The sequence below is a fragment of the Exiguobacterium sp. Leaf196 genome (assembly GCF_001423965.1).
GTDB lineage: Bacteria > Bacillota > Bacilli > Exiguobacteriales > Exiguobacteriaceae > Exiguobacterium_A.
In genome coordinates, this window is the sequence record NZ_LMPV01000011.1 from 42,019 (window position 1) to 61,546 (window position 19,528).

A 19,528-nucleotide genomic window follows, 5' to 3' on the forward strand; every position below is an offset into this window, starting at 1 on the left:
TATCCATTTCAGACGAACAGGGGGAAGACAAGATGTTTTCAAGTACAGAACGGACAGCATGGTTAGAAGAGATGGGACAAGAACTTTTAGACGTCCTCGTCATCGGGGGCGGTATCACGGGAGCTGGTATTCTGCTTGACGCACAAAGTCGCGGCATGCGGACAGGCTTGATCGAAATGCAGGACTTCGCCGAAGGGACATCGAGCCGATCGACGAAACTTGTCCATGGTGGATTGCGTTATCTGAAGCAGTTCGAGATCAAACTCGTCGCCGAAGTCGGGAAAGAACGTGCCATCGTGTATGAGAACGCACCGCATGTGACGACACCGGAGTGGATGATGCTTCCACTTGTCGAAGGTGGTACATTCGGTAGCTTCTCGACCTCGATCGGCTTACGTGTCTATGACCAACTCGCTGGTGTCAAACGCCATGAACGTCGGACGATGCTTAGCAAAGAAGAAACATTACGTTACGAACCACTGTTACGCTCAGAGCATTTAGTCGGCGGTGGGCGTTATGTCGAATATAAAACGGATGACGCTCGACTGACGGTCGAAGTGTTAAAAGCAGCCATCGGTTACGGTGGACGTGCCGTCAATTATACGAAAGCGGAATCGCTTGTCTACCACAATGGAAAAGTCGTTGGTGTCGAAGTCCGTGACGTCTTAAGTGGCAAAACGTATACAATTCGGGCGAAGAAAATCATTAATGCGACGGGTCCGTGGGTCGATGAACTGCGTGAAAAAGACGGTTCGAAATCCGGAAAGTCATTACACCTGACAAAAGGGATTCATCTCGTCATCGATCAAGTACATTTCCCGTTGCAACAAGCCGTTTACTTCGATGTTCCAGACGGTCGGATGATCTTTGCGATTCCACGTGAAGGGAAAACGTATGTCGGAACAACGGATACGAACTATAAAGGAGATATTCTTGAGCCTGGTGTCACCGTCGAGGATCAGGATTACATCCTAGAGGCGACGAATCAAATGTTCAACGTCGAGTTACGACCTGAGCATGTCGAATCAACGTGGTCTGGACTACGTCCACTCATTCATGAAGATGGAAAAGATCCAAGTGAACTGTCCCGAAAAGACGAAATCTTCGTCTCGAAATCCGGTCTGATGTCAATCGCCGGTGGTAAGTTGACTGGGTACCGGAAAATGGCGGAACGAATCATCGATATGGTCGCGGAGCAATTCAAGACAGAAGAAAATCGAATTTATCTTGCTTCCCGTACGCACGATATCTTGCTTGGTGGTGGTCATCCACAAGGAAGTAAAGGATTCGCGCGTTACATGAAGGAACAACAACCAAAAGGCGAAGCACTTGGGTTGTCACCGAATGAGACGACATGGCTCATCCAGCGCTACGGTACGAATGTCGAACGTGTCTTCGAATTGATTCGGACACGCGGTGACGAAGCCGCTCGTTATCAATTACCGTTACACTGGTTCGGTGCCCTTCTGTATGGTCTAGAAGCAGAGCTCGTCATGCAACCCGGTGACTTCTTGAACCGTCGTGCTTCAGCCGTCTTCTTTGATTTCCCACATGCTGAACAATACGCAGACGGTGTTCTTGCCCTGATGCGTAGTGAACTCGGCTGGTCGGCAGAAGATGAAGCGAAAGCCAATGAAAGCATTCGTCGCGAATTTGACGCGGTTCGCGTCAAAGGTCCTGTTCCACTTTCCTAACACAAGAAGACCCGATCGCCTGAAGGCGACCGGGTCTTTTGATGTGTTACTCTTCTTCTTTTGAAGCAGCAAGTTCCGCTACCGGCATATTTCCTGGGTGTAGATTCGAACGCTTACGCGCAAACGTAAAGTAAAGTACTAAACCGATTGCAAGCCAGACTCCAAAAGCAATCCATGTCTCGAGTTTCAAGTTGAACATCAAGAAGAGACATGCAGCGATTGCTGCGATTGGCACATATGGCATACCCGGACATTTGAATGCACGTGGGAGATCCGGCTGTGTTTTACGAAGAATCAAGACAGCGACAGAGATTAAGACGAATGCTGCGAGTGTACCCATGTTGACGAGGTTCGCGATGACATCGAGTGGAACGAATCCAGCGACGAGTGAACTACCAAGTCCGATCATCCAAGTCGCCTTGAATGGTGTTTGGTATTTCGGATGCACTTCGGAGAATACTTTAGGGAACATCCCGTCACGCGAGATCGCAAACGCGAGACGCACCATTCCGTATGTCATGACGAGAATAACCGTTGTGATCCCGAGAATCGCACCGAGATCGATGAAACCAGCGACCCAGTTTTGACCTGCCATTTGAATCGCAAGTGAGACCGGGTGATCGATACCAGCGAATTGTTTGTAAGGGACGATCCCTGTCATGATGGCTGCGACGATGACGTAAAGAATTGTACAGACAGCAAGTGAACCGATGATACCACGTGGTAAGTTCTTTTGTGGATCACGGACTTCTTCCGCTGCTGATGTAACAGCATCAAAACCGATGTACGCGAAGAAGACGATCGCAGCACCCGAGAAGACGCCTCCCCAACCAAATGGAGTGAATGGTGTCCAGTTTGATGGTTCAACGTAGCCAACACCGACGACGATGAACAAAACGACGACTGCTAATTTGATGACGACCATGATGTTGTTGACACGTTTCGTTTCCTTGATTCCCATCGACAACAATGCCGTAATGGCAAAGAGGATCAGGAAGGCTGGAAGGTTGAAGTATGTCTTGGCTCCTTCTACTGCTCCTGGAGCTGCTGAGAGAGCTGTTGGCACATGGATATTAAATCCTGCGAGTAAAGACTGGAAGTAACCTGACCAACCGGCTGCTACGGCACTGGAGGCGAGTCCATATTCGAGAATCAAGTTCCAACCGATGATCCAAGCGAAGATCTCTCCCATCGTTGCATACGTATACGTATAGACGGATCCACTGACCGGAATCGTTGATGCAAATTCAGCGTAAGCAAGAGCAGCTAGACCACAGGCGATGGCAGATAGAATGAATGATACGATAAGTCCTGGTCCTGCAGTCAACGCTCCTGTTCCCGTCAAAACGAAAATTCCGGTACCGATGATGGCGCCAATTCCTAAAAACGTTAAATCCATCGCGCCAAGATTTCGAGCAAGTCCACTGTTGCGTTTACTTGCAGCAATCATAGCGGAAACATCTTTTTTCCGCGTCAAACTCATGATGTACTTCCCCCTATATCCGTTGTGATTTGTCTTACGAAGCGAGTCGTTCGTAAGAACTTAATCAAAAATTTACGAAGTTTTCAGATAAATTGATATAGGTCATTATACCTATTTGTTTTTTGCGTGACGCTTTCATCTGTTAAAGAATAAAAATCACTTCAAAAATATCGGCATGTAACATCTGTTACATACCGATATTTTTCTCCTTTTTCAGTCCAGGTTTTAAGTCGTTTTCCACGTCTTCGTCCATTCTAAAAACACTTGGTAATCCAGCTTTGTTCGCATGACATAAGCTTCTGACCAACGCTCGATCTGCTCCAAAAAAGCGGTATCGGAAACACCGATAGCTCGAATGATTTCAACATCCGCATGATGGGTTAATATTTTTTCTTGAATTCCCGCATCTTGATCTGCCCGCGCATGGATTTTCGCGGTAATTTGACCTTGAATACATAACACGTTCTCAAGGTCTTCCTGACTTTTTATATGCTTCGCCTTTAGTTTTTTCTTGTACGGTGAGCGCTCGCGTACATAATATTCCTTTTTTTCAATCGTCAGATAACCAAGATATGGATCTTCATGTGCCTGCATCGCCTTTTGCGACGTGATGACCCGTCTCCCTTGATGAACGGTTTCTGCTTCTGGACGATAAACGGGCAGGAATAACGAAGGGACAGACGTTTGCGCTTGTTTCATCTCAAGAATCAAATCTTCTTCTCCCCCTTCGCCCTCAATCAAGATGTAATAGCGCTCGAGACCAATGGATGCTGTTCCGCTGTCTAGCTTACGAACGATATCCTTGATCGTATAGAACGATTCCTCACGGCGATTCTCGGTGTCGATTGTCTCGATGTAGGAAGGCCAGGCAGACTCAATTGCTGCTCGTGTCGCATCATCTACTACTTCCATATCCGGGAGTGTACAAAATCGTCTCACGCCATCTACCAGTTCCGTTCGCTCCCCCATTAATTCTTCACGTTTTTTTTCTGCTTTCTTGATTAATTTCTTGATTGGCCCTTTTGTATTATCTCTTGTAAAACAAACATCACTTGGATCTTTTCCAAGTGCATACTTTTTTAAATCATGTAAGTATTCAAGAACATAATTACGAATTGCAGGGACTGAATCATATCCTGCCTCTTCAGCGAATAATCGCACAGAGACTGCCATGCGAATCAAATCGTATAAATACGATCCTAAGTATCCTTCATCAAAGTCGTTGACGTCGTAGATGATTTCTCCTTTTGCATTGCCATGGACACCGAAGTTCTCAAAGTGAAGATCACCTTGGATCCAAGTTGGCTTATCACGAGGTGTGTCAAAACCAAGCGGAATCCGGGTCACATCGTAATAAAAAAGATGCGAACTCCCCCGAAAAAAACGAAATGGACTCAAACTCATCTTGTCGTACTTTTCCTGACGTGCTTTCTCATCGAGCTGACGGATTTCATGATCATAGAAATCAAGTACCTTTGCAATCGTCATCTGTCGAATCTCTTCATACACGGACTGAAACATCTGATCCTCTCCTTTCCATTTGAAAAAAAGAGCAGTCAAAACGAAATCGTTTGACTGCTCCCTACATGTTACTCGAAATGTTTTTTATATTCCCCGTATCCTGCCGAATCAAGCTCTTCTACCGGAATAAATCGTAACGCTGCTGAGTTGATACAATAGCGTAGACCACCAAGCTCTGTCGGACCATCATCGAAAATGTGACCAAGATGACTATCTGCATTCGCAGAACGTACTTCCGTCCGCGTCATCCCATGACTCGTGTCGAGTTCGACTTCCATCTTGTCTTCTGAGATCGGTTTAGCGAAGCTCGGCCAACCACAGTTTGACTGGAATTTATCTTTTGATGTGAAGAGTGGTGTACCATCGACGATATCGACATAAAGACCTGGACGTTCTTCATCCCAGTATTCGTTACGAAAAGCGGGTTCTGTCCCGTTCTCTTGTGTGACTTTATACTGAATCGGTGTCAGACGCTCTTTCAATTCTTTTTCCTTACCATGATCCTTCCACGCTTCCTTAACGAATTTCGCACGACCGGAGCCGACGCTATACATCTGGTAGCGGAATGGGTTCTTTTTATAATAATCTTGGTGATATTCTTCTGCTGGCCAAAACGGCTTTTCCGGACGAATTTCTACCGCGACCGGACGCGAGAAACGTCCTGATGCGTCAAGCTCTGCTTTCGAACGTTCAGCTGCTTCACGCTGCGCTTCATCGACATAAAAAATGGCCGGCTGATATGATTCACCACGGTCATTGAATTGACCGCCCCCGTCTGTCGGATCGATTTGACGCCAGAAGATATCGAGTAATTCTTCGTACGTAATGACGGACGGATCGTACGTGACTTCAACCGCCTCCAAGTGACCTGTCGTTTCCGAACAGACCTCTTTATAAGTTGGGTTCTCTGTATGACCACCGGTATATCCTGAAATGACCTGCTCTACCCCATCATATTTATGGAATGGCTTGACCATGCACCAGAAACAACCACCTGCAAATATTGCTTTTGCCATCTATCTTCCCCTCCTCTGTATGTCTCTATTTTACCGCGTTCAGAGAATGGACTCGACTTTCCTGCTCATTCAATCCTCTGGGTTCGTTTTTAGGCGACGCATGACGAAGTAAATTGCTGCGAAGACAAGAAGAAGTCCTCCAAGCGAGTACCAGATGTTATTCAAACGATAAATCATTTGGTACAAGGCAAGCGTCACAAGCAATAATGCGATCGGTAAGAAGGCACGCTTAAAGTGGTACCAGTAATTCACGAAGATCGCCTCCTGTTTTTCTTTCATCTTACCCGATATGTCATGCCTTCTGCGAGAGGATTATTCGGCTTGACGGTACTCTTCTTCGAGATAGGTCCGATACTTCGCTTCCCAAGCGTTTAGCGACACACGCCATAATACGATCGTTGCCATGACAAGTCCTAACGTAATCGGCCAGAACCAAATCGATACGATGCCTGCTGTCGAAGCCAGTCCGATTTTTGAAAACAAGACGTACGTCCAAATGATGGATGTGCATAATAAGATTGAGACCGGAATCGCGAACTTCCATGGAGTGAGCTCGACAGACTGTCGTCGATTGACCTTTTTTGACTGGACTGCTGGGTAACGATACCCCATGAATACCATGAACAATACTTCAATCACGAGTAGAATACCGTACCCATGAATATAGCTAATGCCATGATCCCAACCGAACAGTTGTTTGAAACCGAAGACGAATAAGTAATATGCGAACACGTGAAAGATGATGACGATTTTCGCTGCAATCGCCGGGATTCGTTTCATGAAAATCCCCATTAATACGATAACAAGAATCGGAATGTTGAAAAATCCTGTGAATTGTCGGATTAAACTCCATAAGCCGTCCGGTGCATACATTAAGAACGGCGCAATGATGAAAGAAATCAAGGCAACGATCGTTCCAAACCATTTACTAACGCGAATCAGATGTTCATCACTTGCCTCTTTCGCAAACACTGGCTGATAGACATCCAGTACGAAAAGTGTTGCAATACTGTTTAAAAGCGAGTTAAACGAACTGAAGACGGCTCCGAGTAAGACAGCTAAGAAAAATCCCATCATCGAGACTGGCAGCAATTCTGTAATCAGTCGAGGATATGATAAATCACCGCTCGTCAGTGTATTTCCATACAAGTGATAAGCAATGATTCCAGGAATCAGCATGAAGACTGGAACTAACAACTTCAAAAATCCTGTCATTAAGACTCCTTTTTGACCTTCTTTTAAATCCTTTGCGCCGAGCACACGCTGAATGACATATTGATTTAGTGACCAATAGAATAAATTTGCGAATAAGATTCCCGTAAATATCGAGAAGAACGGAACGGCATCGGTTGAGCTTCCGATTGCGTTCAGCTTCTCCGGTTGCACAGTTGCAATCGTCTTCATCCCTTGAAGGAGATTCCCGTCACCAAGCGCAATAAAGCCAAGTACCGGAACTAAGAATCCAACGAAGACGAGCCCGATCCCATTCAACGTATCGGAGACAGCCACCGCACGTAGTCCTCCAAAAATCGCATAAATCGCTCCGATGATCCCGACGACCCAAACGACTAACCAGAGGGACTGCGTATAGCTGAGACCGAACAACTCAGGGACATCGAACAACTGCAAGACAGCAATCCCACCTGAGTACAGCATTGAAGGGATCGTGACACACATATATCCGAGTAAAAAGAGTAAAACTGTCATCCGACGAACCGTCTCATCATAACGGTGACTTAAGTATTCCGGTAACGTCGAGATACCAAGTCCAAGAAACTTCGGAAGTAGATAGATGGCCATGATGATCGCAGCAAAGCCCGCTGTGACTTCCCATGCCATACTTGACATGTTCCCCATAAAGGATTGCCCATTGAGCCCAATCAACTGCTCTGCTGATAAATTGGTCAGCAGTAACGAGCCGGCAATGAACACGCCACTTAGCCCTCGACCTGCTAAGAAGTACTCATCAACACCTTGTGTTTTCCCGCGCGTCAACCGGTACGATATGTAGGCAACGAGCAACATGAAAAATGCTGCAGAACCTAATGTAAAAAATAATTCAGATGTAGTCATGTATCTCCCTCCCTCTCTTTTTCAAAATTCCTATTCTCAAATATGTATTCATTGATTCCTTTTTTATACTTTTTCAAAACTATATTTTAGAAAACGTTTTCTTTTTTAGGGACAAAAAACCACCTTCTATAAATAGAAGGCGGCTAGTTGATTACGATTGACGTGGATGTTCTGGGAAGTCCATCTCTTCGTAACGAACAATCGACGTCCGGTTTTTGAATTTGTGTCCTAACCAGAAGGCAAGGAACAACGGAATTCCGACATACGTCGCGGCAATCCCGACCCAATCAATTCGATCAGCAAGGAATGCTGCATAGTTTTGACCAACGATGACAAGGAAACAAAGACCGAATGCAAACAGCGGACCGAACGGGAACGCTGGTGCCACGTAAGGTAAATCTTTCAACGAATGACCTTGTGCAAGGAATCCTTTACGGAAACGATAGTGACTGATCGCAATTCCGAGCCATGCGATGAATCCTGTCATACCTGAAGCATTGAGTAACCACAGATAGACTTGTCCACCGAACATCGATGTTAAGAAACAGAGCGCACCGATTGCTCCTGTTGCAAGCAAGGCGTTACGCGGTACCCCATTTTTCGACACTTTTGCAAAGAACTTTGGTGCATCTCCTTGACGAGCAAGTGTATACAGCATCCGTGTGGAAGCATACATACCTGAGTTACCAGCAGATAGAACAGATGTCAAGATGACGGCGTTCATGAGTGCTGCCGAGAACGCAAGACCTGCTTTTTCAAAGACGAGCGTAAACGGACTAACGGCAACGTCCGTGATGTCATTGGAAACCAAGTTCGGGCTCGTATACGGAATAAGCATACCGATGACGAAAATCGCAAGGATGTAGAAGAGTAAAATGCGCCAGAAGACTTGTTTGACTGCTTTTGGAACGTTTTTTTTCGGATTTTCCGATTCACCTGCGGCAATTCCGACTAGTTCCGTTCCTTGGAAACTGAATCCAGCAACGAGGATGATCCCGATGACGGCAGGAATACCACCGACGAACGGCGCATCCCCGAGAGCAAAGTTTTTAAAGCCAACCGGTGGCTCCGATGTAAAGACACCGAAAATCATCGCAACACCGACGACTAAGAAGACGATGACAGTGACGACTTTAATCATGGCGAACCAATATTCCGCTTCCCCAAAACCTTTAACGGAGAAGTAGTTCAAGCCGATCATGAGTAAAAGGAATAAGGCACTGAAGTAAAATCCAGGAACGTCCGGGAACCAATACGTCATAACGATTTGTGCTGCAACGAGCTCAACTGCGATCGTGACCGCCCAGTTGTACCAGTAGTTCCAGCCGAGTGCAAAGCCGAATGATGGATCGACGAATTTTGTCCCGTATGTCGAGAAGGATCCGGCGACAGGCATATACGCCGCCATTTCGCCAAGACTCGTCATTAGGAAGTAGACCATCAGACCAACGATTGCATACGATAGGAGTGCACCACCTGGTCCTGCTGCTGCAACGGAAGCACCGGACGCGATGAAAAGTCCTGTTCCGATTGCCCCACCGATGGCGATCATCGACATATGACGGGCTTGTAATCCACGTTTTAATCCTTCGGCTGTCGAATCTGTTGTTTGTTTCACATCTAGTTTGTTCATTTCGTTCGCTTCTCTCTGTTTAGATTTTTTGAGAGGACACTTTTTGAATGAAAAAACAAAAAGCGCCCTCATCTTCCAGATGGAAGATGAGAACGCAACATAATAAAATGAATGCGCCTCATTCTACCGTCGTGAAAGATAGCTCTCCACAAGTAAGTGATACCCGACTTGTGACAGTATTAGACCTATTCGATCTAATCCCAATCGATCATCTTCAAAGCGATGATTGATTTCGGCAATTCTTCCTTTCAGGTCACTTCATTTGTCGCTTGACGACATCCGTAACCGTACTCTTAAGAACTGCAACCTCCATCCCACTGGTTGAGTGAGAACTGAATTAAATTAGTTATTACTACGCCATATTACACAAACCGCCACGAAATTGTCAATTGCCTTTTTTGAATCTGGGGTAGTAGATGGTAAAAATCCGATATGTTTAGTACACTAAATGATAGAAGTCCACTGAGAGAAAGGATGCTGCTTGCATGCCACAGGAACGTGATTTGCTGACTTACCGACTCGAGGAACAAATGCGTGTCATTCTTCGTACCCTGCGACGTGAACTTAATCGACTATTTGAAGGAACAGCGACCCGAAGCGAATTTTTCATCTTACGGAGTCTTTCAGAAAACGGTCCTCAGCGTCCGACACTTCTTGCGGAACAATTTGAGCTGGCGACGAGTCAAGTCACTGCTTTAACGGATAAGCTCTATAAACAAGGATATGTCACACGGACGCGTTCGACGGAAGATCGTCGCTCGATTGTCCTCGCTTTGACGGATGACGGAGAGCGTGCTTTTCGGGAACTCGAGGTCGTCCGAAGAAACTATTTACAAGATCGCTTCGGAACTTTAACAGCAGAAGAACTGGAAACGATGATTCGCGTCTTCGATAAGATTTTACTGACGATGGATGAGGATACGCTCACTTCGTCTTCATAAAAAACGGTAGATTTTCTACCGTTTTTTATGTTTTATCTAAACATTTACCTCTGTCTAACCGTTACCTAGATGAGTATACTGGAGTATATATATGGAAATCTGTTAGCTGGGGGAGTTGGGAGGATTTGTTGTCCATCATGAATCAATTCATCATTAACTTTTGTCTACTGTTCACGACGATTACTCTCTTATTCTTACCATTTCGGAATCGACCACGTATTTCGCTGAATTCCAGCTGGAGTACACGCCTCATATTGGGAACTGTCTGTGGTCTGATTGCAGTTTTGTTGATGTTTAATGGCATTCAGATCGATGTCGCCCGTGTGGATTTACGAATCATCCCAGTCGCGATCGCTATGCTATTCGGTGGTTTCCCGAGCGCCATCGTCGCCGGTATAATGATCATCGGGACACGTTACTTTTTGACACCCGTCGATCAAATGGAAGGTTTTTATCTGTCCACACTGATTATCGTCTTAATCATTACGACGATCGGAATCGTACGTCGATTCGTTCATGTCTCGACACGCCATTTTCAATTATTGGTGTCAATTGGTGTTCTCTATTCGTTACCTGCCATCTATATCCTGACAAACAGCTGGTCGACATTCTTTAAAATTTCAATCGCTTATATCTTCTTTAATCTATTAGCTGGCTTTGTTGCTTTTCGACTGCTGACGGAATTACGCCGTCACTTCGAAAACATTCAGTATCAACAAAAACTAGCGATGACGGATGCTTTGACCGGACTTGCCAATCGGCGCCGTCTCGATGATTCACTGTCACTTGTCGGTTCAACGGATCAAGGGTATTCACTTGTCTTGATTGATATCGACTTCTTCAAGCACGTCAATGATACATATGGTCATGACGCCGGGGATGATGTCCTACGTCAACTCGGCATGACACTCGCTTCCTTAACACGACCGGATGACCTCGTCGGACGGTACGGTGGTGAAGAGTTTTTGATCATTTTACCAAGCACTACAGCTAAAGAAGCTCAAAAAATCGCAGAGTTGGCTCGGATGACAGTCGCACGCAACCTGTTCCCGACGGCAGACGTACCTGATCTGCAAATCACGATTTCGCTTGGGATTGCACATTCTAGTGGTTCCCATACGTCTCTTGAAGCATTACAACAAGCAGATAAAGCGTTGTATTACTCAAAAGAAAGCGGACGAAACCGAAGTACGATTTATACGAAGGAACTTGCCTTCCGACAAGCTTGAATATGAGACACTTCCTAGCGGGAGTGTCTTTTTCTATGACCTTATTCCGTTTCTTTCGGAAAACCGATGCTTTCAACCGTTCCAAAGACGATCATCCGGCTCAATTGCTCCGCCATATATGCGGATGAATATGGCCGACCGTTTCGTAACCAGGAAATCAATAATCCTAACTGTCCACCAATGACATAGTTCAGTAACAAATCCCGATCGACGAAAGTCGCATCCTCTGCGACTTGGGATCGAAAGACGAGGCGATAATTTTCTTTCAACGTATCAAGAAAACGTGAGATGAACGTTTTGATAGGACCTTGAACGAGCATCGTTTGGTAAAACAATTCGTTTTCTTCAATGTGAATGAACAAACGAGCAAAATAACGACTGACCTGTTCGACTGTCGGAAATACGGTGCCTGTACCTGTAATCCGAATCGCTTGTTCGAGTGCCATCATCTGTTCCTCAACGATTTGGTCAAGCAAATCATATTTATCTGTGTAGTGCGCATAAAAGGTCGAGCGGTTCACACCCGCCCCATCCGTCAGCATCTTGACGGTGATGCTCGAAAAGCTATTTGTCTTCAGTAAACGAAACAATTCCATCGTAATACGGTCACGTGACCGTTTTGGTCGTGGATCACGGCTCTCATTCATTTGCATTTCACTCCTTTTCCATCATCTTTTTAAAAATGAATCCGTTATCATTTATTTTTCCAACATTTTGTCGGAAATTGTTGGTTGTTTGTTATCTAACTATCCATATAATTAACTATATTAATTACTCCTCCCCCCAGAGGAGTACTTTTTTTGAATCGATTGTACACAAGAAAGGATGCTAACACACCCATGAGTATGAAAAAATTACTAATCATTAATATCGTTACACTCATTGTTTTGATCGGTGGTGGGGTCGTCGGATACTACTATTACGATCAAGCAACAAGCTATGTCAAAACAGACAATGCGAAAATCGATGGCAAAATGATAACGATTGCTAGCCCAAGCGCTGGTAAATTAACGGACTGGTCTGCTAAAACAGGCGAATCGCTCGACAGCGGTGCAACACTTGGTCACATCATGACTGCGCAAGCTGGACAAAAACCAACAGATCTTTCTGTTTCGATGCCTGCGAAGGCAACGATCGTTCAGTCGATGGCGACAAAGAACGGCTTCGTCGCAGCCGGTACACCACTTGCCTATGGTTTTGACTTAAACGACCTTTGGGTCACAGCGAACATCGAAGAAACAGAAATCGATGAAATCAAAGTCGGACAAACCGTTGACGTATATGTCGACAGCTATCCTGACACGACACTTTCTGGTGAAGTGGAACAGATCGGAATGACGACAGCTTCGACGTTCTCGATGATGCCTTCTTCAAACGGAAATGCGAACTACACGAAAGTCGCACAAGTCATTCCAGTTAAAGTATCACTCTCGCAAGAAAAATCACTCGACATTCGACCTGGTATGAATGTGACCGTCCGCATTCATAAGGATTAAGGAGGGACGTTCATGTCTACTACCTTCTTGTTCGGATATAGTGCGTTCACGATTCTGATCATCATCGGCGTCAACTGGATCGCCCGCCGGAATCGTCAATCCGACATCGCACTGGCCACTGACGGACCGACACTTGAGGAGTCCCTCGAGACGGAACCGACGATGACCGTGACACCACCAGTCGCAGCACCTTCAAAACAAGTATCGACTGAAAACGTCAGTATTCCGAAAGTACTGACGGTCTTACTGATTGGTATGTTCATTGCTATTTTGAACCAAACGTTGATTAATGTCGCGTTACCGGTTCTAATCAATGACTTCAACGTGTCGACGTCCACTGCCCAGTGGTTGACGACAGGTTTCATGCTCGTCAACGGGATCTTGATTCCGATCAGTGCTTTTTTAATGCGCAGTTATACGTTCCGCCAGTTGTTCCTCGCTTCAATGACACTGTTTTTCTTCGGATCGGTCATCTGTTCGATGGCAATGAACTTCCCGGTCATGATGATTGGTCGTGTCGTTCAGGCAGCGGGGGCTGGTATCTTGATGCCACTCGGATCAAACGTCTTCATGACATTATTCCCACCGCATAAGCGCGGTGCTGCCATGGGAATGCTCGGAATCGCGATGATTCTCGCTCCTGCTGTCGGACCTACGATCACAGGATATGTCATCCAAAACTATGACTGGCACGTCATGTTTTATGCGATGTCGTTCTTTGGATTAGTGACATTGTTACTCGGTACGGCCTGGTTCCGCCTGACGCAGCCACTCTCGAAACCTTCTTTCGACGCACTGGGCGTCTTATTCAGTACGATCGGATTCGGGAGTCTCCTTTATGGATTTAGTGAAGCCGGGAATGACGGCTGGGATAGCCCGATCGTCATCAGCACGATCGTCATCGGCTTAATTGGAATCGCTGCTTTTGCAATGCGTGAGCTGTCGATGGAAGATCCGATGTTGAATATTCGTGTGTTAAAGGTTCCGGAATTTTCGTTCACCCTCTTCATCAATGTCATCGTCACGATGGCGTTGTTCGGTGGGATGTTGCTTTTACCGATTTACCTTCAAAGCATTCGCGGTTTTTCACCGGTCGATTCAGGTCTTCTCCTTTTGCCCGGATCACTGATCATGGGAATCACCGGACCGATTGCCGGTCGTTTATTTGACCGCTTCGGTATTCGACCGCTCGCTATCTTCGGTTTGACGTTGATGACGTACGGGACATGGGAATTGACGCAATTAAACATGGATACGTCGTATTATTCCATCATGGGCATCTACATGCTTCGGTCATTCGGTATGGCATTCATCATGATGCCGATCATGACTGCCGGTATGAACGCTTTACCGATGAAGATGATCCCGCACGGAAACGCAACCCAAAACACACTTCGTCAAGTCGCCGGCTCCATCGGAACGGCAATTCTCGTCACCGTCATGACCCGTCAAACGACGGCTCACTTGGCAGACGATGCGAATCAGTTCACGACGCTCGACCCGACGCTTTCGCAACATTTAAACGATCTTGGACAACAGCTGGGTAGCTCACAAGCTGCTTCAACGAGTTGGTTTACGATGCTGACAAAACAAGCAACGATCCAAGGGATCACTGACGCGTTCTGGATTGCGACCGTTTTATCTGCGCTCGCATTGATTCTGTCCTTCTTCTTGCACGGAAAAAAAGAACCAAATCTGGATTGATTCATGAAGGACCAGTTGATGTCATATCAGCTGGTCTTTTGCTATACTTCGTGAAAAGTTCTTCTTTGCACTTCTCTCTTAAAATCGATACACTAGGGACAATGAGTTTCATATCTAAAGGAGATGCTTTATGGTTGCCTTTCTGCAATTTTATGCGTTTATCTTTGCTTGTTGTTTTGCTTGGCAAGTCGGTCGACCATCGCCTTGGTCGCAAAAGATTTTTCGCGCCTTTTTAACAAGTGTCAACGGGCTCTTCGTCTTTGCACGTGCCTCGATTTCAATCTTTTTGTTAGTTGGACCACTATTACTCGTCACATATCTTGTTTTTCCACGATTAATCACTTTTGAAAATGGTTTAGCGATGGTGATCAGTGTGCTCGTCATCGGTCTGGTCGATCGTCTCGTCAGTCTCGTCGTCCTACCACTCATGCGTTCCTTTTTCCTAAAACGTCAACGCGTCATGCCACAATCGGTGGAAATGGTGCTCTATACGATGGCAATGGCTGTCTTGCTCTTCATTCAGCTTCATGCTGTTCCTGGCGTTCAGATTCATGTAGCATTAACGCTTTTCCTGGGATTCACGATTTATTTCGCCCATTATTTATTTGCGTTGTACCGGATTCGTCTCATGAAAAAGAAACTAACGACTGTTGCTCAAGAAGAGGAACGAAAAGCCTCTTAATACAAATTCAACGAAAGATGATTTCTTCTTAGGAATCGTCTTTTTGTTTTCTGACAAATAACATTGACAATGATAATCGTTATCATCTATAGTGAAAAAGTACTCAGTGAGGAGATGAAACGGATGCATGTCCAACAAGTGATTGAAACACGCCGGTCCATCCGGTCTTATACGGAACAACCAGTTCCAGTCGAATTAGTAGAGGCATTACTCGAAACGGCGATGTATGCCCCGAATCATAAATTACGAGAACCTTGGCGTTTTGTTCTCGCAATCGAAGAGGGACAAACTCGGTACGTCGATGCTTTGATGGAGTTACTGACAGCGCGTGGTCAATTCGAGACGAAAACATCTGAACAACGTCAACAGGCTGAACAAAAATTACGGGAAGTCCCGGTTTACTTAACAGTACTTTGTCAGGTACAAGGGACACCGGATCAACAGCTAGAGGATACACTCGCAACAGCTGCCATGATTCAAAATCTACAGTTGGTGGCGACAGAGCGCGGCCTTGGTTGCTGCTGGAAGAGCGGAAAACATTGGTTTACACCAGAATATGCTTCAATCGTTCACGCTTCAGAAAATGAACGGGTTCTCGGCGTCATTCAAATCGGCTGGCCAGCCCTCGTTCCACCTGTCAAACCGAGAACGTCCCTGAAGGACAAGTTGACGCACTTTTAAGAGGTGCGCATTCTGCGAGCTACCCCTGCTCGCGCCAATCAAGCCCCAATTCAAAATAAAAACGTTCCGATGACGTCTCTCTCCCCAAATGGAGACGCAATCGGAACGTTTTTTTGTGTTCATACCGGCGTTTTCGTATAGACAGGTGCTTCCGGAATCGTGTCATATAACAAATGATCGACAATTCGTTTGGTTGCTTCCCCGTCCTGATACGTAAAGAACTGATTCGCGAACGTCTCGATCTTCTGCGTATCGAATTGCCCGCGTTTAATCCAAGCGATGACGTCTTCGAACGTCGAGACAATCGGTCCCGGTACGAAGGATTCATACGGGAAATAGAAATCGCGTTCTGCTTTGTACGACTGCAGATCGTTAACAAGGAAAATCATTGGCTTCTGCAACAAGGCAAACTCGAAGATGACAGATGAATAATCCGTGATCAGAATATCCGCAATCTGCATCAGATCATTGATGTCCGGATAGTCTGTCATGTTAATGATTTGATCCGAATACGCGTCCGGTACGATTGGTGGATTAAGAACAAACGGATGCATGCGAAGCAAGAGGACTGTATCCGGTCCAAGCTCACGACGAAACTTCTCAAAATCGAGCTCTTGATCGTAATGTGCTGTCGTCTGTCCGTTTCCACGGAACGTCGGAGCGAGTAAGATGATTCGTTTCTTACGCCATTCTGGATATCGGTCATACAACTTTTCTCGCACACGGGCTTGGCGTACTGTATTCAGTAGTTGATCCGTCCGTGGAACCCCTAATGGGTAGATCCGTTCCTGTGTCATTCCGAAAGCATCCGCATATGGTGCGACGCAGGCTTCACCGGAAACATAGACCTTGCTATAATTCCGGTGAATCTGGACCATCTTCAAATAATCGTCATCCGGCGAATAGGATTTATCAAGCACACTATAGCCGAACTTTTTAAAGGCACCACATGCATGCCACAACTGAATGACTTCTGTTCCTTTCCGTAAGGACGAGACATATACAGGATAATAATAATCATCGATGATGAAATAACGGGCAGTCGCTAATTCATACGTCGCTCGCATCATGTGGAAGACGTATTGAATTTGTCCCACCAACGATTGAGGAAATCGTTTCAACAAAAAAACGTATTCATATCCTAAATCGCGTCGCTCTAGTTCATCGTAGACGGCACGAAAGTTATCGACGAGACGATCGGAACGATAGGTCGCAAAAACGACTTTCTTTGATTGGATCGGCAGTCGCTTCGTCAACCAATATGTCATAGCAAGCAAATAGTGGACCGTCCGTCGTTGCAATAACCGAATTTTTTGTTTCATAGACGATTCTCCTCTTTTTCAGCGCATATCATTACATGCACCATTCCATGACCGTCTTTCCGAAGCGATTCGTTAAATCGTTTTCAAACGCTTTATGAATATCTTCGATTTGTCGGATTTGGAATACGCCCGAAACCAGATTCGATAGATAGGCTGGAATGTCCGGATGGGTTTGATATAATTCCATCGTCCGTGCGAAATCAGCCGGTGTACTTCGACTTGATCCGTAGACACGCAGTCCTTTTTCAAGAATCATCCGCGTGTTGATCGCGACGGCATCTTCTGACACACCGAGCAATGCCATCGTGCCTTCTGGAATAATGTAATCGATCATCTGATTGATCGCATATTGGCTACCGATTCCACCGACGCATTCGAAACCGTGGTTGAAGGAGACATCAGCTGGAATCTGGTCGATGTGATATGTCTCGTCCGCAAACGAGAAGTAGTCGAGCTTCGACTGGGTTTTACCGAAGACGAGTAGTTTTGCTTCCGGATATAATTTACGCAACAAAAGTGCCGTGATGAAACCAAGATTTCCATCGCCCCAAACACCGAACGTCTCACGGCGTGGATGGGCAATCTTTTCAAAGCGAGTTAAGGCATGGACCGATACACTGACAAGTTCAGTGAATGCCGCGACTTCAGGATCAAGATCAGCCGGTACCTCAACAAGGCGATCCGCTTTCAAGAACACATAGTCTTGCATATAACCGTCGTATCCACTCGAACGGAAACGACTCGTGCGCAGATAGTTTTCACCAATGATATCATCTTCTTCCATCGGTGTATTCGGTACCATCGCAACGAGCGTTCCCTTTTTGAATGTACCGCTTGGATCATGGACGACTTTTCCGATTCCCTCATGAATCATGGCCATCGGTAATTTTTTCGCCAATACTTCCGCACTACGACTACCTGTGAAGTAGCGTTGATCGGCGTGACAAATCGATAGATATGTCGGACGCACGACGACACGATCGGTATTCAGTGATCGCTCATCATAGGTCACTTCAATCTGACGCGGGGCGACGAGTTGATAGACTTGGTTAATCATTGATGAATCCGCTCCTTCAAGATAGCATTCGCGATCCGTAGGTCGTATGGTGTCGTCACTTTAATGTTGAACAGTTCTCCTGTGACGAGCGCCACATCTTCTCCTTTCAGAAGAAGAATCTTACAAGCATCCGTCAAAATCGCCCGTTCTTCCGTTGAGAGTGACTCATAATGCGATTTTAACTTCGTGATTTGGAAACTTTGTGGTGTTTGCCCTTGATACATTTGATCACGAACCGGAATATCCGTGATCGTTTTGCCGTTCGTTGACGCGACGATCGTATCGATCGCTGAAATGACCGTGTCGCATGAACCGAACTCTTGCGCTGCTTCGATGTTTTCCTTAATGATGCGGTGCGTCAGGAACGGACGGACGGCGTCGTGCGTGACAATGATGTCTTCTTCAGACAGACCGTTTTTCTCTTCAATCCAGTTCACAGCTGCCATGATTGATTCATTTCGATCTTGTCCACCCGGTGTAATGACAAGACGTTCATCTTTTCCGATGTATTTCTCCAAAATATCGCGTGTATAGTTAATCCAAGCAGTCGGTGTGACGATGATGATGCGGTCAAAATCCTCATGTAACAAGAATTTCTCTACTGTATGGACGATGATCGGACGTTCTCCGATCGATAAGAATTGTTTCGGGCGATCGACATTCCCCATTCGTGTTCCTTTTCCTCCAGCTAAAATGGCTGCATAAATCATCTTCTGACGCAGTGTCTCGTTGCCTGTTCCAAACGAGACGACCTGCTTCCCTCCCTTATGAAATAATCGTATTTCGGTTTTCTCTCCCTATCCTTCAGGGTATGTGTAGTGATGCAGTCTGTGTTGAAGTGTTATTTTACAAAAACACAAAAAAATAAAGAAATCCCTATTAAATTTAATGTCTCACGATATAATGAGTGATGATTTCTAGTTTCACTATACTATGTTCAACTGCGTTTTAAAATTTTATCCGTATTGTGTAAATGTAATGTAATTATTCGAGCGA

At 45.7% G+C, this 19,528-nt stretch carries 17 protein-coding genes and 1 riboswitch; of the genes, 7 read left to right on the forward strand and 10 right to left on the reverse strand.

Translation table 11 applies throughout. The features are described from left to right. Positions 1-32: 32 nt before the first annotated feature. Positions 33-1,694, forward strand: a complete 1,662-nt coding sequence (locus ASG02_RS13900; RefSeq protein WP_035411477.1) for a glycerol-3-phosphate dehydrogenase/oxidase — start codon at positions 33-35, stop codon at positions 1,692-1,694. 46 nt (positions 1,695-1,740) lie between these two features. Here the strand turns inward: ASG02_RS13900 and ASG02_RS13905 are convergent, their stop codons facing one another. The 6 genes from ASG02_RS13905 to ASG02_RS13930 all read right to left on the reverse strand — a co-directional run bounded on the left by ASG02_RS13905 (position 1,741) and on the right by ASG02_RS13930 (position 9,420). Then, positions 1,741-3,177, reverse strand: coding sequence for an amino acid permease (locus tag ASG02_RS13905; protein ID WP_056064458.1), 1,437 nt, complete (start codon positions 3,175-3,177; stop codon positions 1,741-1,743). Between the two features lie 225 nt (positions 3,178-3,402). Then, complete coding sequence (locus tag ASG02_RS13910) at positions 3,403-4,698, reverse strand: DUF2252 domain-containing protein (RefSeq protein ID WP_056064461.1); 1,296 nt, start codon at positions 4,696-4,698, stop codon at positions 3,403-3,405. A gap of 68 nt (positions 4,699-4,766) precedes the next feature. Continuing rightward, positions 4,767-5,714, reverse strand: a complete 948-nt coding sequence (gene msrA, locus ASG02_RS13915) for a peptide-methionine (S)-S-oxide reductase MsrA (RefSeq protein ID WP_056064465.1) — start codon at positions 5,712-5,714, stop codon at positions 4,767-4,769. Between the two features lie 69 nt (positions 5,715-5,783). Then, entirely contained in the window at positions 5,784-5,966 is a 183-nt protein-coding gene (locus ASG02_RS13920) for a hypothetical protein (RefSeq protein WP_035411695.1), read from the reverse strand. A gap of 60 nt (positions 5,967-6,026) precedes the next feature. Next, positions 6,027-7,787 (reverse strand): solute:sodium symporter family transporter, encoded by a 1,761-nt coding sequence (locus ASG02_RS13925; RefSeq protein ID WP_056064468.1) that lies wholly within the window; start codon positions 7,785-7,787, stop codon positions 6,027-6,029. 151 nt (positions 7,788-7,938) lie between these two features. Beyond that, on the reverse strand, positions 7,939-9,420 hold the full coding sequence (locus ASG02_RS13930; protein ID WP_056064471.1) for an amino acid permease: 1,482 nt from the start codon (positions 9,418-9,420) through the stop codon (positions 7,939-7,941). Positions 9,421-9,551: 131 nt separating this feature from the next. Beyond that, positions 9,552-9,740, reverse strand: a riboswitch (Lysine riboswitch). Positions 9,741-9,905: 165 nt separating this feature from the next. Here ASG02_RS13930 and ASG02_RS13935 point away from each other — a divergent pair. Both ASG02_RS13935 and ASG02_RS13940 read left to right on the forward strand, forming a co-directional pair. Further along, positions 9,906-10,361, forward strand: a complete 456-nt coding sequence (locus ASG02_RS13935) for a MarR family winged helix-turn-helix transcriptional regulator (protein WP_056064474.1) — start codon at positions 9,906-9,908, stop codon at positions 10,359-10,361. Positions 10,362-10,498: 137 nt separating this feature from the next. Beyond that, entirely contained in the window at positions 10,499-11,590 is a 1,092-nt protein-coding gene (locus tag ASG02_RS13940; RefSeq protein WP_235514047.1) for a diguanylate cyclase, read from the forward strand. Between the two features lie 41 nt (positions 11,591-11,631). Here the strand turns inward: ASG02_RS13940 and ASG02_RS13945 are convergent, their stop codons facing one another. Continuing rightward, entirely contained in the window at positions 11,632-12,237 is a 606-nt protein-coding gene (locus ASG02_RS13945) for a TetR/AcrR family transcriptional regulator (RefSeq protein ID WP_056064480.1), read from the reverse strand. 192 nt (positions 12,238-12,429) lie between these two features. On the opposite strand from ASG02_RS13945, the gene ASG02_RS13950 reads away from it, so the two are divergent. The 4 genes from ASG02_RS13950 to ASG02_RS13965 all read left to right on the forward strand — a co-directional run bounded on the left by ASG02_RS13950 (position 12,430) and on the right by ASG02_RS13965 (position 16,153). Next, positions 12,430-13,086, forward strand: coding sequence for an HlyD family secretion protein (locus tag ASG02_RS13950; protein WP_056064483.1), 657 nt, complete (start codon positions 12,430-12,432; stop codon positions 13,084-13,086). 12 nt (positions 13,087-13,098) lie between these two features. Beyond that, positions 13,099-14,790 carry a DHA2 family efflux MFS transporter permease subunit gene (locus ASG02_RS13955; RefSeq protein ID WP_056064486.1) on the forward strand — a complete coding sequence of 564 codons (1,692 nt, stop codon included), beginning with the start codon at positions 13,099-13,101 and terminating at the stop codon, positions 14,788-14,790. 130 nt (positions 14,791-14,920) lie between these two features. Next, positions 14,921-15,472, forward strand: a complete 552-nt coding sequence (locus ASG02_RS13960; RefSeq protein WP_035411503.1) for a hypothetical protein — start codon at positions 14,921-14,923, stop codon at positions 15,470-15,472. A gap of 123 nt (positions 15,473-15,595) precedes the next feature. Beyond that, a complete protein-coding gene (locus tag ASG02_RS13965; RefSeq protein ID WP_035411506.1) occupies positions 15,596-16,153 on the forward strand; it encodes a nitroreductase in 558 nt (185 codons plus the stop codon). Between the two features lie 119 nt (positions 16,154-16,272). On the opposite strand, the gene ASG02_RS13970 is transcribed toward ASG02_RS13965, so the two are convergent. From ASG02_RS13970 to ASG02_RS13980, 3 genes are read right to left on the reverse strand one after another with little or no spacing between them, the layout of a single operon-like run. Next, entirely contained in the window at positions 16,273-17,475 is a 1,203-nt protein-coding gene (locus ASG02_RS13970) for a CDP-glycerol glycerophosphotransferase family protein (protein WP_056064488.1), read from the reverse strand. A 31-nt stretch (positions 17,476-17,506) separates the two neighbouring features. Next, the gene (locus ASG02_RS13975) at positions 17,507-18,532 is read right to left on the reverse strand and encodes a ribitol-5-phosphate dehydrogenase (RefSeq protein WP_035411513.1); all 1,026 of its coding nucleotides are present in this window, start codon (positions 18,530-18,532) and stop codon (positions 17,507-17,509) included. Beyond that, positions 18,529-19,242, reverse strand: a complete 714-nt coding sequence (locus ASG02_RS13980) for a 2-C-methyl-D-erythritol 4-phosphate cytidylyltransferase (protein ID WP_056064491.1) — start codon at positions 19,240-19,242, stop codon at positions 18,529-18,531. Before ASG02_RS13980 ends, ASG02_RS13975 begins: the two co-directional genes overlap by 4 nt. Positions 19,243-19,528 lie beyond the last annotated feature (286 nt).

Excerpts from the sequence above, each read along its gene's own strand:
- ASG02_RS13900 (WP_035411477.1), top strand. The coding sequence starts at position 33 with ATGTTTTCAAGTACAGAACGGACAGCATGGTTAGAAGAGATGGGACAA.
- ASG02_RS13905 (WP_056064458.1), bottom strand. The coding sequence starts at position 3,177 with ATGAGTTTGACGCGGAAAAAAGATGTTTCCGCTATGATTGCTGCAAGT.
- ASG02_RS13910 (WP_056064461.1), bottom strand. The coding sequence starts at position 4,698 with ATGTTTCAGTCCGTGTATGAAGAGATTCGACAGATGACGATTGCAAAG.
- msrA (WP_056064465.1), bottom strand. The coding sequence starts at position 5,714 with ATGGCAAAAGCAATATTTGCAGGTGGTTGTTTCTGGTGCATGGTCAAG.
- ASG02_RS13925 (WP_056064468.1), bottom strand. The coding sequence starts at position 7,787 with ATGACTACATCTGAATTATTTTTTACATTAGGTTCTGCAGCATTTTTC.
- ASG02_RS13930 (WP_056064471.1), bottom strand. The coding sequence starts at position 9,420 with ATGAACAAACTAGATGTGAAACAAACAACAGATTCGACAGCCGAAGGA.
- ASG02_RS13935 (WP_056064474.1), top strand. The coding sequence starts at position 9,906 with ATGCCACAGGAACGTGATTTGCTGACTTACCGACTCGAGGAACAAATG.
- ASG02_RS13940 (WP_235514047.1), top strand. The coding sequence starts at position 10,499 with ATGAATCAATTCATCATTAACTTTTGTCTACTGTTCACGACGATTACT.
- ASG02_RS13945 (WP_056064480.1), bottom strand. The coding sequence starts at position 12,237 with ATGAATGAGAGCCGTGATCCACGACCAAAACGGTCACGTGACCGTATT.
- ASG02_RS13950 (WP_056064483.1), top strand. The coding sequence starts at position 12,430 with ATGAGTATGAAAAAATTACTAATCATTAATATCGTTACACTCATTGTT.
- ASG02_RS13955 (WP_056064486.1), top strand. The coding sequence starts at position 13,099 with ATGTCTACTACCTTCTTGTTCGGATATAGTGCGTTCACGATTCTGATC.
- ASG02_RS13960 (WP_035411503.1), top strand. The coding sequence starts at position 14,921 with ATGGTTGCCTTTCTGCAATTTTATGCGTTTATCTTTGCTTGTTGTTTT.
- ASG02_RS13965 (WP_035411506.1), top strand. The coding sequence starts at position 15,596 with ATGCATGTCCAACAAGTGATTGAAACACGCCGGTCCATCCGGTCTTAT.
- ASG02_RS13970 (WP_056064488.1), bottom strand. The coding sequence starts at position 17,475 with ATGAAACAAAAAATTCGGTTATTGCAACGACGGACGGTCCACTATTTG.
- ASG02_RS13975 (WP_035411513.1), bottom strand. The coding sequence starts at position 18,532 with ATGATTAACCAAGTCTATCAACTCGTCGCCCCGCGTCAGATTGAAGTG.
- ASG02_RS13980 (WP_056064491.1), bottom strand. The coding sequence starts at position 19,242 with ATGATTTATGCAGCCATTTTAGCTGGAGGAAAAGGAACACGAATGGGG.